Origin of the sequence: Leptobacterium flavescens (genome assembly GCF_010671605.1) — a bacterium.
GTDB classification, from domain to species: Bacteria; Bacteroidota; Bacteroidia; order Flavobacteriales; family Flavobacteriaceae; genus Leptobacterium; species Leptobacterium flavescens.
This window is the reverse complement of record NZ_JAABOO010000001.1, coordinates 1,013,453-1,026,999: the sequence shown is the minus strand read 5'-3', so window position 1 is coordinate 1,026,999 and position 13,547 is coordinate 1,013,453. Positions and strand designations below refer to the sequence as shown.

Here is a 13,547-nt window from a genome sequence, read left to right as displayed (position 1 = left end):
TCATCAATTTTGAAGTAAGTAAGAGATTGTTACTTAGTTAATAACAATTTCATCAATAAAGATCCAGCTACGTCCGTCATAAGAATATCCGAGATGCCACTCGGGAAGCACTCCCAGCTTTTTGGCGATTACCTTCACATAACGGGCTTTTTCCGCATCCAGGGAAACGCTTACTTTTTCTATTTCAACTTCATCTGACGGAGTAGGCTCATTCATTTTAACTTTCCCTACCGGGCGGAAAGATTTGCCATCCGAAGAAATATAGTATTCCACGCCTGTTGGGTAAAAGATCCAGCTTCTTTGATCTTTAAGGAAACCGGTACTGATCTGATTAACGTCTTTTTCACTTCCGAGATCTACCGTAGCAATTACATCCCTGTTGTGATAGCCCTGCCAGGTACCTGTTTTAAAACCAAGAGTCCCCTTTATCCCGTCAATCAAAGCATTGTCTCCTCCTCCGTTATAGCGATTGGCATATTCAGACTCGAGGGTGATACTGATATTCGGATCTATTTTAAAGAATTCTGTTTCGATCTCCGCGCTTTTAACTCCGTCTTTTTGAGCATAGGTATGCAATACGGATGCATCAGAAAGCGTAATAGGGCCTTCGTATTTTTTATATTCATCATCATTGAGCCTGAAAAACATTTCTGCCTCAGGATCTATATTGCCGATAACCACTTCTGTATCACCCTTAAAGGCAATATCTCCTTTTTCGATATAAGGCGCTGCAACAATTTGATGCTCCTTTATTTCCGTTACCGGTTCCTGTCCTTCTTTTGTTCCCCATTCCGAAGGAGTATCGGTCATTTCGAAAACCAGAGCCCCTCCGTCTACAACTTCATTGTGATACAGATAAGTCCGTTTTAACTTCTTCCCGTTCAGGGAAACGGAAGCTATATATTTATTCTGATCGGATACATTAACCGCTTCAATGGTAAAGGTTTTCCCATTCTCAAGATTGATGGTAGCTTTATTGAAGAGCGGAGCTCCGATGATATACTGATTGGAAGCAGGAGTAACCGAATAGAAACCTAAAGAGCTCAATACATACCACGCACTCATTTGTCCGCAGTCTTCATTCCCCGAAATACCATCGGGAGCATTGGTGTAGAGTTCTGTGAGTATCTGACGTACCCTTTCCTGGGTCTTGTGCGGTTTGTTGACGAAATTGTACAAATATGCCATATGATGACTCGGTTCGTTTCCGTGTGCATACTGCCCGATCAGACCTGTAATATCCGCCTGGTTGGCTCCTGAAGTTTCATTATCGGCATTAAAAAGTGCATCCAGTTGGGCTTCCAACCCCGCTTTTCCTCCCAGAAGTTCCATAAAACCATTAATGTCCTGAGGTACATAAAAGCTGTACTGCCAGGAGTTAGCTTCTGTATAATTAAAATTAACCTCATAAGGATCAAAAGGCTTGAACCAGGTGTTTCTGATACGCCCCCTCATGAATTTTGTCTGCGGATCGAATACATTTTTGTAGAACTGTGCCCTTTGCATAAAATTTTCATAATCTCCGGTTTTACCCATGGCCTTAGCCATCTGGGCAATGGTCCAGTCGTCGTATGCATACTCCAGGGTTTTGGAAACAGATTCACTTTCTTCCTCCACCGGAATATAACCGAGATCTTTATAAGCTTTTAATCCGAGTTTATCCCTGGTGGCACTGTGTTTCATAGCCTGGAAAGCCTTTTCCGTATCGTAATCGGTGATGCCTTTAAGGTAAGCATCAGCAATAACGGGAACTGCGTGATAGCCTATCATACAATGCGTATAATTGGCAGCGAGATCCCATATCGGCATGATTCCGCCTTCCTCGTATTTGCTGATAAAAGTGTTGATGAAATCATTGGTACGCTCCTGCTCTATGATCGTATAAAGCGGATGGGTAGCTCTAAAGGTATCCCATAAAGAGAATACGGTATAATAATCGAAATCGGAAGTTTGATGTACGTTAAGGTCCATCCCCCTGTATCTTCCGTCAACATCCTGATATAAATTAGGAGCCAGCATGGTGTGGTACAAAGAAGTATAGAAGTTTACCTTATAATCGGTATCCTGACTTTCAATAACTATTTTTTCCAGTTGGGATTCCCATTTTTTCTCTGCTTCCTCCTTTATCTGAGCAAAGCTCTTATCGCCTATTTCTGCCTGCAGATTTTTCCCGGCTCCCTCAGTATCCACAGCAGAAATACCTACGGAAACATAGATCGGTTCGTTGTCCGGGTTGTCAAATTCGAAAGCCATTTTGGTAGGGTCCTTTTCCGAAGAACCTGTATTTTTCTTAAAGGGCCTGGAGAACTTTATATGATAAAAAAGCCTTTGATCTGTGGCCCAGGCTTTGGAATTCCGGTATCCGGAGATCTCCTGATCGGAAAGAACATTTATTTGATGCCCCATTAACTGATCTCTGTGTTCCAGATCGAGAATGATAACCTGATTTTCGGCAGATGCAAAAGAATATTTATGCATCCCGCTTCTGGGAGTAACCGTAAGCTCTACATCTATATCTGTAGTATCCAGATGTACCCTGTAATATCCCGGGCTGGCACTTTCATTTTCATGAGAGAAATGAGCGCGGTAGCCTTTATTCCCATCGGCCCCATTATTAAAGACAACTTCTGTCGTTGGCATTAAGAGAACATCACCATAGTCGGATACACCGGTTCCGCTAAGATGAGTATGTGAAAAACCATAAATATAACTGTCGCTGTAATGATAACCGGAACAACCGTCCCATCCTTCAAGCCGGGTGTCGGGGCTAAGTTGCATCATCCCGAAAGGCATGGTGGCACCGGGATAAGTATGTCCGTGACCTCCGGTCCCGATAAAGGGATTAACATAAGAAATCAGAGCCTGATCCTTGACGGCAGGAGTAATATCTGTCTTGTTGGTACAGGAGGTTAAAAAAGCTAAAAGAAGCAGAAAAGAAAGTAACGGTCTCATTAAAAACAGATTATTTGATTTTAAGGTTTCTAAGATAATAAAATGCTGGTTAATGGATCGCATCTTTCAAAAAGATAAAAAAGAGAAATCGACGGCAGATTTGGGAGATGTTTTGACCTGGCCCGACGGGATTATTCCCTGAGGCGATTTTATTAAAGAAAAGATTAGTAGTTTTAGGGATTCTAAGATAAAAAAACGATGAGTAACAGATTATTGATAAGTGTATTATTCCTTTTAGGTATAGGATGCACATCGACCGACATCAAACCCGAAATTCCGCGTATCATTCCTCAACCTTTAGAGATAGAGCTCAATAAAGGAGCTTTTACCTTAAACCCGCAGACCACCTTAAAAGCGGATGAAACACTAGGAGTGAATGCCAGCTATCTGAAGAACCTTATCAGAGAAGGAACGGGAATAGAATTAGAAGAAACCGAAACGATTGCCGCCAATCAGATCGTATTGGAAGTTGCCGGTACTGATACGGAGAACGAAGAGGCTTACGAACTTGAAATAGATAAGAATTCCATAAAGATCAAGGCTGCCGGTAACAGAGGTATTTTCTACGGGATACAGAGCCTGAGGCAACTCTTTCCGCCCTGTTTTGAGGACGGCTCCTGTGAAGATGAAAAATTCGCCATCCAGGCCTTGAATATTAAGGATGAACCCCGTTTTGTATACAGGGGAATGCACCTGGATGTGGGAAGGCATTTCTTTGATATAGATGATATAAAGACTTATATAGATATGCTGGCCATGTTAAAAATGAATACTTTTCACTGGCACCTTACCGAAGATCAGGGTTGGCGTATTGAGATTAAAAAATACCCCAGGCTTACAGAAGTAGGAGCGTATAGAAAGGAGACACTGATAGGTCATTATAATGATCAACCCCATAAATTTGACGGGAAAAGATATGGCGGGTTTTATACCCAGGAACAGGTAAAGGAAATTGTTGCATATGCCGCAGAACGGCAAATAACCGTAGTACCTGAAATTGAAATGCCGGGTCACTCCCAGGCGGCCATTGCAGCTTACCCTGAACTGGGGTGTGCTAAAGAGCCTGTAGAAGTAGCTACCAAATGGGGGATCTTTGAAGAAATATACTGCCCGAATGAAAAAACCTTTGCTTTTTTAGAGGGAGTTCTGGATGAGGTAATAGCCTTGTTCCCATCGGAATATATTCATATAGGAGGAGATGAAGCTCCAAAGACACGATGGAAAAGTTGTGCTCATTGTCAGCAGCTGATCAAAAAGGAAGGCCTTAAAGATGAGCATGAATTACAGAGTTATTTTATTACCAGAATGGAAAAATATCTCAACAGCAAAGGACGACAGATCATCGGGTGGGATGAGATCCTCGAAGGAGGACTTGCACCTAACGCTACGGTAATGTCATGGAGAGGAATGCAGGGAGGCATCGAAGCTGCCAAGCATGGAAATCATGTGGTGATGACCCCGACCTCTCATAGTTATTTTGATTATTACCAGAGTGAAAATGAAAATGAACCCCTGGCTATCGGTGGTTTTCTTCCATTAAAAAAAGTATATGAATTTAATCCTATTCCTGAGGAGTTGAATGCTGAAGAGGCTAAGCTTGTCCTGGGGGCGCAAGGAAATATATGGACGGAATATATGCCCGATTTCGATAAGGTTACCTATATGGCTTTTCCAAGAGCAATTGCTCTTAGTGAAGTGGTATGGTCTGAAGATACGGATAAGGATTACCTGGAATTCATTTCCAGGCTGGAGCGTTTTCAGGAACGCATGGATCATTTAAATATTAAGTATGCAAATCACTTGTACGAAATAGAAGGAGAGCTGATCAATGAGGACGGTAACTTGTTTTATGAACTTAAGACACTGTTACCGGATAAGGAAATACGATATACCGTTGACGGAACTGACCTGAATAGCTCTTCCCCGCTTTATACGTCCCCAATAAAAATAGATCGTAATATCACCATTAAGGCAGGGGTCTATGAAGACGGAGAACTACTGGGAAGCCAGTTTGTTCAGAAACTCAACTATCACAAAGCGGTCAATAAGAAAATAGAGCTCAATGTTCAACCTCATGAGGCGTACAATGCCGGGGGCCGAGAAGCTCTGATAAACAGTATTAACGGAAATAGTAAACGTTTTGGAGATAGTGAATGGCTTGGCTTTTGGGGAGATGACCTGGAAATACTCATCGATCTTGAAGAGGAAGTTCCGGTAAAGAAGATCAGTACAAGATTTTTCAATGCCAACGGTCAGTGGGTTTATGCTCCCGGTTCGGTAACCTTCTCCCTTTCCGCAGATAAAGAGAATATGAACAGTGTAACTGTGGAAAGAGATAAAAATTCCGGCGATTTGATCATTCCTATGAGTGCTTCCTTTGCTGAAGAAAAGGTGAGGTATATTAAAATAGAGGTGGAGAATTACGGACTTATTCCAGATGGAAAGCAAGGTGCCGGGAACAGAGCGTGGACCTTTATTGATGAAATAATAGTAGAATAGTAAGAATGATACTGGAGATCTGTGCAAATTCATATGAATCGGCTTTAAATGCGGAAAAGGGAGGAGCCGACAGGATTGAATTGTGCTCCGAACTGGCCCTGGGAGGAATAACACCTTCCTACGGGTTGATAAAAAAAGTAATGAATACCCTGTCTATTCCGGTAAATGTACTCATACGCCCCAGAAGTGGAGATTTCACTTATACCGAGGAGGAGTTTGAGGTCATGAAAGAAGATATTGCTCTTTGCAGGGAATTAAAATGCAATGGTGTCGTTTCCGGCGTTCTTAATAAGGATCAGGAGCTGGATGTTGCCCGAACGGGTAAGCTGATAGAATTGGCAGGTCCGATGTCTTTTACTTTTCACAGGGCATTTGATTGGGTTCCCGACCACGGGCAAACACTTGAAGAACTCATAAACCTTGGAGCCGAAAGGATACTTAGTTCCGGTCAGTCTTCTAACGCTTTTAAAGGACTTCCGCTTTTGAAAACACTTTTAAAACAAGCCGATAACCGGATTACCATCCTGCCGGGCGGAGGAATAAACAAGGAAAACGTATTGCATTTCCGGAATGAAGGCTTTACAGAAGTCCACTTTTCTGCAGGCAGTTCCAGGAAAACTACCGATATACCACAGCCTTCCATGGTTAACCTGGATGCCTTTGATGAAGGCAGACAAACATTTTCGGATATACAGAAAATACAAGAGATCAGAAATATAACTACCTGATAATTAGCATCTTCATATAAAAATTCTTAAGTTTATACAATAAAACCTTCGTAATGTTACGGGTTTTGTGTATTGTCGGCCACCCACTTAAACTTCTTATGCAATGAAAACAATGAAGTCATCGGTGACCTACGCTATTTTTCCGGCGATCGTTTTATGTTTTAGTTCAGGGCTTTTTGCCCAGGTAGGAATAGGAACCAATACTCCAGATGCTTCTTCGGCTTTGGAGGTAGTATCTGCAAATAATAATACGGGGGTTTTATTTCCCAGAATGACCACCGTTCAACGTGATGCCATCAGCAATCCTGCAAAAGGATTACTTATTTACAATACCACTACCAATACTTTTGATTACAACTCGGGAACAGGAGCTTCTCCCAATTGGATAAGTTTAACTACAGGAACTTCTTCCAGACGGGCAAGGTTTTCAAATACCGATACTACTACCGATCTGAACTCTTCCACTTTTACGTTGATCCCGTTATTCGATACCACAGAATTTAATGATGATAGTGCTTTATACCAGATCAATGATACATTTGGTATCACGGTAACGGAGGCAGGAAGGTATAAGGTAATATTAAACATCAGATTACTGGGGGTCAACTCGTCGGGAAGTACGGAACAGGATACCAATGTCCTGGCAGGGATTATTGCGAATTCCACCAGAGTGTCGGCCACCTCTATGGGATATATCAGTTTCCAGAACGGAAATACCGAAGCTACCATAAATATTACCGATATCATAAACCTGGCTGCTAATGATGTGGTTGGAGTAGCTACCATTGGTGAAGGGAATACGGGTACGGTAACTCATGCCTTTTCCGGAGACTCCGTCTTTATTATCGAAAAACTGGATTAAGGGGAAGAAAGGCAGAAACCGACGCATTCCGTATTTCTTTGATACTGGCCTCAGTGAATTAGTTAAATAATTTTTAAAGCCCGGGCTTATACCTTCGAATAAAAGTAACTTTGCGGCTTTAAATACCTGAAGATGCGTTGGTTTATTTTTATTCTTTTTTATCTTGTATTGAGTTGGTATGCTTTTCAATCAGTCAGGACACTAACCAGAATTAACTGGATTCATTACTCTTATATAGTATTGTCTTTGGTGATCCTGGGGAGCTTTATTTATCAGTTCGCCTTTTTGAGCGAACAGTCAAGACTGATGACACCGGCCAGAAGCTATGCCTTTGGGTTCTTACTTACTTTTATAGTATCCAGCCTCTGTGTTATTCCTTTTTTATTCGGAGAAGACCTCTACCGTTTGGGAGCAGGTGTTTATAATAAATTCTTTGGGCAGGGACAATCGTTTACAGTACTTTCCAGAAGAAAATTTATCAGCACAATTGCCCTTGGAATTGCTGCTATTCCGTTTACATCTCTTCTTTATGGAATGTATAAGGGGAAATACAATTTCAGAGTGTTGAGGTATACCCTTCATTTTGATGATCTGCCGGATGCATTTGATGGATACAGGATTACACAGATAAGCGATATCCACTCCGGAAGTTTCGACAATAAAAGCAAAATAGAATACGCCGTAGACCTGGTCAACGAGCAGGAAAGCGATGTGATCCTTTTTACGGGAGATATGGTTAACAATGAAGCCAGGGAAATGTTACCCTGGAAAGATACTTTTTCAAAACTCACGGCCAGGGACGGTAAATTCTCAGTTCTCGGGAACCATGATTACGGAGATTATATTTCATGGTCGAGCCCGGAAGAAAAAACTAAAAACCTGGATCAGCTTAAGGATCTTCAAAAAGAGATGGGCTTCGACCTTCTTTTGAATGAAAACAGGTACCTGGAAAAAGACGGTGAGAGAATCGCCCTGATAGGAGTGGAGAACTGGGGTGCAGGAGGTTTTAAAAAAGCAGGAGACCTTGGAAAAGCAGCCAGTGGAATTCAAAAGGACGATTTTAAGATCCTGATGAGCCATGATCCGTCTCATTGGGAGAATCAGGTAATTCAGGATGATTATCACTATCACTTAACCCTAAGCGGACATACACACGGGATGCAATTCGGGATCGAGATCCCGGGACTTATTAAGTGGAGCCCCGTAAAATGGCGCTATAAATACTGGGCGGGGATCTATGAAGAACTGGGTCAGTATATCAATGTAAACCGAGGTTTTGGGTACCTGGCATATCCCGGGAGAGTAGGTATATGGCCGGAAATCACCGTTATAGAACTAAAAAAGAAGGAATTAGCGTAATTTTTTTTGTTTTTTTTAAGAAAAGCTTTTATTTTGCCACCATAATATTCCATAGTTATATTGTGGAATCTACATATTGTCAGCCCCCCGCTAAATCTTTAAAACCTACTTATTATGGAAAAAAGAAAGTTTTGGCTGACGTTTCTGTTTTTTTCAGCATTCTTATTTTTTAATTCTAAAACCCAGGCACAGGTCGGTATTGGTACAAATACACCGGATGCTTCAGCTGCACTGGACATTACTTCGGATTCGCAGGGATTTTTAGCTCCCAGGATGACCACGGCAGAACGAGCTGCCATAAGTTCTCCTGCTTCCGGTCTGATGGTTTACGATACCGATACCAGCTCATTTTACTTTTACAGTGGAAGTTCATGGGTGGAGATTATCAAGGATTCTGATAAAAGATCTAATTACAAGATCGTAAAGTCGGCAGCTGACTTGGCCGATGAATTAACCGCCGGAGGTGGAATTAAATATCTTCTGGATGAAAACACCTTGTACGAAATAAACGGAACCATTACTTTGGCAGCACCTATAGACGCTAATAACGCTTACTTAAGAGGGAATGATGTAGGGGAAGACGTTTTATTGAGAATAGGAGGGACGGTTTTTGAGGGAACAACAGGTATCTCTATACGAAGCCTTACTGTAGCAGCACCGGGAGGTAGTATTTTTAACCTGACATTGACGGCTGCGGAACGTGTTATTGTACAGGGATCTGTATTTTCCGGAGGTGGATCAGGTACGGTGGGAACCATCGATGGGGGATCATTAACCTTTATGTCTATTGTCCAATATGCTTTTTTTACTGATGGAATTACCTTTAATAATATAGGAACACTTCTGTTGAATAACCTGGGGTGGCTGAATAATAATGGGGGAACCATGGAAACCTTTACAGGTACCTTTGACCTTATCACACAGATTGGAGGATTCTTTGTTGTTGATTCCGGAGAGATCGGAATAGATGTAAGCAGTGACCCTACGGTAAATGATACGGGTACACTTCAGAGTAGTACTTTTTCCGGAGCGGGAGATTTTGTAAACGGTTATACTACTGCAGCAACCGGATATAATTTCAGTACACAATGGGATGTTAACTGTAATGGTCTTCCGATAGAAAATGATTTTGCTTCGTCCGGGAATATTTATTATAACGGTGATATCGTAACAGGATTTGTACAAAACGTACCTGCAGCAGCAGGAGCATTTAACCTGGAAGGGAATTCAGGAGCAAATAATACTACTGCGGTAAACCTGTTTAGGGTGAGTTCTCCGCAAGATAACAGATTGCGGTATGAAGGCCGGGAAAGAAGGACCTTTCAAGTAAACGCATCTTTATCGGTAAGGGGAAATGATTTCGGTAATTTTTATGCTTTTTTAATTGTAAAGAACGGAACTGATGAACTGGTCGAAACCAATACTTTAATGCGTGTAAACAATACAGCAGATATTAACAGTTTGGCCATTGTAGGTACGGTAGACCTTGACCCGAATGATTATATTGAAATATGGGCACAACGCCTTACAGGCTCCGGAGGAAGTTCACAATTAACGGTATTCTCACTTAACCTGAGTATAAGATAATACAAGGACAATTGTCCGTTTTATTATAGTATAATTGATAAAAATAAAGGCCCTTGTTATTTGCAAAGGCCTTTATTTATTTAACACTTTAAGGAATGGATCAACTCCATTCGTAAAATAAAGCAGCCAGGTAGTAACCGGCGCCAAAACCTACCAGGAGGCCTTTTGAACCGGTAGCGGTTGTATCGGCCTGCTTGGAATTAAAGAAACGCTCCAGAACGTATAAACAACTGGAAGCACTGGTGTTACCGTATTTGTGAAATTGCTCTATGGAAGGCGTTAGTTTTTCTTCATCAAGGCCTAAATGATCATCTCTTGAAAACTGCTTGATGACTTTAGTTCCTCCTTGGTGAATGGACCATTCGTCTATATCTTCAATTTCCAGATCGTTCCTTTCCAGGATTGGTTTGATAAGTTTTTCAGAAACCAGTTTGGGAACTACATTCTTTAACTGACTGTCCATAATAAATTTCCCATCGGTCATCTTAATAAGATGCCCCGGAGTATGATATTTATATATATCATTAACTTTCATTACAGGATGATCGAATTTATCCTTCAGACGTTCGGGAACTACTAATAACCCGATACCTCCGTCATTAAACAAAAGATTAGATACAAGGATCTTATTGAAATCCTTGTCATCCGGATCGAGTTGTTTCATCTTAATTGTACACTGATCGAAGACAAATACAATGGCAGGCCTGTCGAAAGCCTGGCAATACCTTACAGCCTGATTTAAAGAGTATACCCCGGCTGCACAACCGTAATACGGTAGCTCTTCCGTTGCATCCAGGTCTTCGAGCCCTGAATTAATTGCTATCTGGCAAGCCAGGTTTGGTAAAATATCTGTGTGATAAGATGCATTATAGCTCAGGCAAAACATTCCGATCTCGTCTTTATCGATTTCCTGAGTCAGTTCATTTACGATCGTAGTCCCCCACATTTTCGGGTGATCGTTCTCGTTCTTAAGTTTAATTTCCGGATACACATCAAAATCCAGAACACTGGGGCGGTTATCCACTCCAAATGTACTGGCTAATCGGGTCGCTAATGTGTTGGTCCTTTCCCCATATCTTTTCGAAGGATATACCTTATCGGCGAAATAAACGGCATCATAGGTCTGAGGAAAAATTGACTTGATTTTGGCGATGTACACATTCTTCTGTTCCATAATTTAATAAAATTTAATTATCCAATTATGGGGGGCGCAATCTAAGTTTAATATGTTTCGAATTTGAGTTTAGCAGGGGCGTTTTGCATACTTCAAGTTAAGAAATAGTTTATTAAGAATTAAAAACAGCTGTGTTAATATTATATAAATTCTCCTTAGTATATAGAATATTTGAAAATGAGAGTAAATAATCTTTTTATAATAAATGTAGGTTTAAACCTTCCCCAAATTATGGTTAAACGTATCTTAAAATGAGGATACTTTCTCCATGTGAAAGCTTTTCACCTACTTTCATTGCTGATTAATTGGCTGATTTATAAAAAATTAAGCTTTTTTAAACGTATGCTTTCATGACTTTCAGAAAACCTTACAATTGAATCTCTTTTTAACAGAAATTCAACTTTTTTTATCTGAATGAAACAGGGAAATATTTTTTTTAATAATTCCTGATCAGCTAAAATCTTTATTATTTAAGCCCGATTTTTTACGGGATTCCCGTAGCAATTAAAAACGTTTATCGTATTAACCTGTCGATTCATCGAAACTTACTGCTTTTCTAGCGAATCTAAAAGTAGAAATCTTAGCCCGGGAGCTAATTTTGGAGTATAATTTAAAGTCCCCTAACAATGAAAATATCAATCTATAAAGTACTACTGATCCTTCTGATAATCAGCATCTCTGAGAACTTAAATGCCCAGGTAGGGATCGGTACATCAGCCCCCAAAGCAGCACTGGATATTAACAGTCCCAATCAGGGAATATTACTTCCGAGAGTTTCCCTGAATTCTTTAACCGATACAGTAACCGTTCAAAGTCCGGAAGGAGAAACTCCTGAAGAAAGTACTTTGGTGTACAATGACGGGAATGGTTCTTTAACAGATAAAGGATTCTATTACTGGAATGGAACTTCCTGGGAAAAACTCGGTCAGGAAACGCAGCAAACCTATATTGGTAAGGCCAGGATTACAGCCAGTGGTAACCTGACAATTGCTGGACTTCCTTTTAAACCTAAAAGTATCAGCTTTACAGCTTATGCCAATGTAGAGAATTACGACCTGAATTCGGATAACGGAACCAGTAATAATGATAGCGGGATTGCCAACGCTTATGGATATATGAAAGGATATGCAAGAGACGATAGCGGAAGTATTGATCAGCAGGTTATTTACGGTGGTGGTTCCGGAAACTCGATTAATGATATTTCCAGATACGCTTCCAGTACTAATTGTATCGGGATTCGATACAGTAATCAAAATGGAAACTCCCTGGGAATTACATCAGCATCCCTGACATCTTTTAATGATGACGGCTTTACCTTAAACGTGAATTCTTTCGCAGACAGTGTGGTAATAATCTATCAGGCATATCGATAATTGGGAGATTAGGATTATGGCATTAATAGGTAAATAAATGTTAAATTTTGTTTAAAAAGTATAATAAAAATTGAAATTTAACCTTATCTATATGCTATATTTGCAACAACCTAAACGCCCTCCAATAAATGAAAACAACCAAACTTTTAAAAAGTTGTATAGCGCTAGCTGTATGCTTTTTATTTTTTAACCTTCCAAAAATTCACGCCCAGGTAGGTATAGGGACCAATACTCCCGAAGGCGTACTGGATATTACCAACACTTCTAACGGATTACTTATTCCCAGAGTTTCATTAAGTTCATTAACCGATACAACCACGGTACAGAACCCTAATGGAGGAAGCCTGGCAGTAAGTACATTGGTATATAACGACGGAACCGGTGGCTTGGGTCAATCGGGATTCTATTACTGGGATGGCGCTCAGTGGAGCCTGCTTAGGAGTAACGGTGACGGAAGTATCTCCGGAATGCAATTCTTCTCTTTTGATATTGCAAATACGGCTCAGCCCGATATAGATAATCCGAGAGAATTAGCAACTCCTGATCTTTCCGGATTCTATTCGGGGGATCTTGCTACTACATCTTTTGGTACTACCGACCCGAGCGGGAATGGCGAAGGATTCATAGTATATTTCAGAGGCGTTTATCAGGTTCAGAACAGCGGGGATTTTACTTTTTCGCTGACTTCAGATGACGGAAGCCGCCTATACATTGATGATATGCTTATAGTAGAAAGCTGGTTCGACCAGAGCAGTACTACCAGAAATAATACGATAAACCTGGCCGCGGGGAAGCATCGTTTTGAATTCTGGTATTACGAGAACAGCGGAGCTAACTCTTTTTCTTTTCAGTGGGGAACAAATCCCGATGGGAATACAGGAGTTATTGCAGCTTCTCAGTTTACTATAGAACAGTAGATCAATCCTTATATAATTCAACAGAGTTTCTTAATACTAAATAGCCCTCCAACAATGTACATCAATAAACTTCTATCAAAAATTATAGCTATTTGC

At 40.8% G+C, this 13,547-nt stretch carries 9 protein-coding genes; 7 read left to right on the top strand and 2 right to left on the bottom strand.

Annotated features, from left to right (window positions below; translation table 11 throughout):
• Positions 1–33: 33 nt before the first annotated feature.
• Positions 34–2,952 carry a GH92 family glycosyl hydrolase gene (locus GWK08_RS04580; protein ID WP_163605717.1) on the bottom strand — a complete coding sequence of 973 codons (2,919 nt, stop codon included), beginning with the start codon at positions 2,950–2,952 and terminating at the stop codon, positions 34–36.
• Positions 2,953–3,150: 198 nt separating this feature from the next.
• On the opposite strand from GWK08_RS04580, the gene GWK08_RS04575 reads away from it, so the two are divergent.
• The 5 genes from GWK08_RS04575 (at position 3,151) to GWK08_RS04555 (ending at position 9,987) form a co-directional block, all read left to right on the top strand.
• Positions 3,151–5,451 (top strand): beta-N-acetylhexosaminidase, encoded by a 2,301-nt coding sequence (locus tag GWK08_RS04575; protein ID WP_163605716.1) that lies wholly within the window; start codon positions 3,151–3,153, stop codon positions 5,449–5,451.
• 5 nt (positions 5,452–5,456) lie between these two features.
• Positions 5,457–6,179, top strand: coding sequence for a copper homeostasis protein CutC (locus tag GWK08_RS04570; protein ID WP_163605715.1), 723 nt, complete (start codon positions 5,457–5,459; stop codon positions 6,177–6,179).
• Between the two features lie 103 nt (positions 6,180–6,282).
• On the top strand, positions 6,283–7,041 hold the full coding sequence (locus GWK08_RS04565) for a hypothetical protein (protein ID WP_163605714.1): 759 nt from the start codon (positions 6,283–6,285) through the stop codon (positions 7,039–7,041).
• A 132-nt stretch (positions 7,042–7,173) separates the two neighbouring features.
• The gene (locus GWK08_RS04560) at positions 7,174–8,400 is read left to right on the top strand and encodes a metallophosphoesterase (RefSeq protein WP_163605713.1); all 1,227 of its coding nucleotides are present in this window, start codon (positions 7,174–7,176) and stop codon (positions 8,398–8,400) included.
• Positions 8,401–8,514: 114 nt separating this feature from the next.
• Positions 8,515–9,987 (top strand): hypothetical protein, encoded by a 1,473-nt coding sequence (locus tag GWK08_RS04555; protein WP_163605712.1) that lies wholly within the window; start codon positions 8,515–8,517, stop codon positions 9,985–9,987.
• A 100-nt stretch (positions 9,988–10,087) separates the two neighbouring features.
• Here the strand turns inward: GWK08_RS04555 and GWK08_RS04550 are convergent, their stop codons facing one another.
• A complete protein-coding gene (locus GWK08_RS04550) occupies positions 10,088–11,161 on the bottom strand; it encodes a 3-oxoacyl-[acyl-carrier-protein] synthase III C-terminal domain-containing protein (protein ID WP_163605711.1) in 1,074 nt (357 codons plus the stop codon).
• Positions 11,162–11,787: 626 nt separating this feature from the next.
• Between GWK08_RS04550 and GWK08_RS04545 the strand changes: the two genes are divergently transcribed.
• Complete coding sequence (locus GWK08_RS04545) at positions 11,788–12,534, top strand: hypothetical protein (protein ID WP_163605710.1); 747 nt, start codon at positions 11,788–11,790, stop codon at positions 12,532–12,534.
• Between the two features lie 128 nt (positions 12,535–12,662).
• Complete coding sequence (locus GWK08_RS04540; protein ID WP_163605709.1) at positions 12,663–13,451, top strand: PA14 domain-containing protein; 789 nt, start codon at positions 12,663–12,665, stop codon at positions 13,449–13,451.
• The last annotated feature ends 96 nt before the right edge of the window (positions 13,452–13,547 follow it).

Coding starts and splice junctions, on each gene's coding strand:
- GWK08_RS04545 (WP_163605710.1), top strand. CDS start 11,788: ATGAAAATATCAATCTATAAAGTACTACTGATCCTTCTGATAATCAGC.
- GWK08_RS04550 (WP_163605711.1), bottom strand. CDS start 11,161: ATGGAACAGAAGAATGTGTACATCGCCAAAATCAAGTCAATTTTTCCT.
- GWK08_RS04540 (WP_163605709.1), top strand. CDS start 12,663: ATGAAAACAACCAAACTTTTAAAAAGTTGTATAGCGCTAGCTGTATGC.
- GWK08_RS04555 (WP_163605712.1), top strand. CDS start 8,515: ATGGAAAAAAGAAAGTTTTGGCTGACGTTTCTGTTTTTTTCAGCATTC.
- GWK08_RS04570 (WP_163605715.1), top strand. CDS start 5,457: ATGATACTGGAGATCTGTGCAAATTCATATGAATCGGCTTTAAATGCG.
- GWK08_RS04560 (WP_163605713.1), top strand. CDS start 7,174: ATGCGTTGGTTTATTTTTATTCTTTTTTATCTTGTATTGAGTTGGTAT.
- GWK08_RS04565 (WP_163605714.1), top strand. CDS start 6,283: ATGAAAACAATGAAGTCATCGGTGACCTACGCTATTTTTCCGGCGATC.
- GWK08_RS04580 (WP_163605717.1), bottom strand. CDS start 2,952: ATGAGACCGTTACTTTCTTTTCTGCTTCTTTTAGCTTTTTTAACCTCC.
- GWK08_RS04575 (WP_163605716.1), top strand. CDS start 3,151: ATGAGTAACAGATTATTGATAAGTGTATTATTCCTTTTAGGTATAGGA.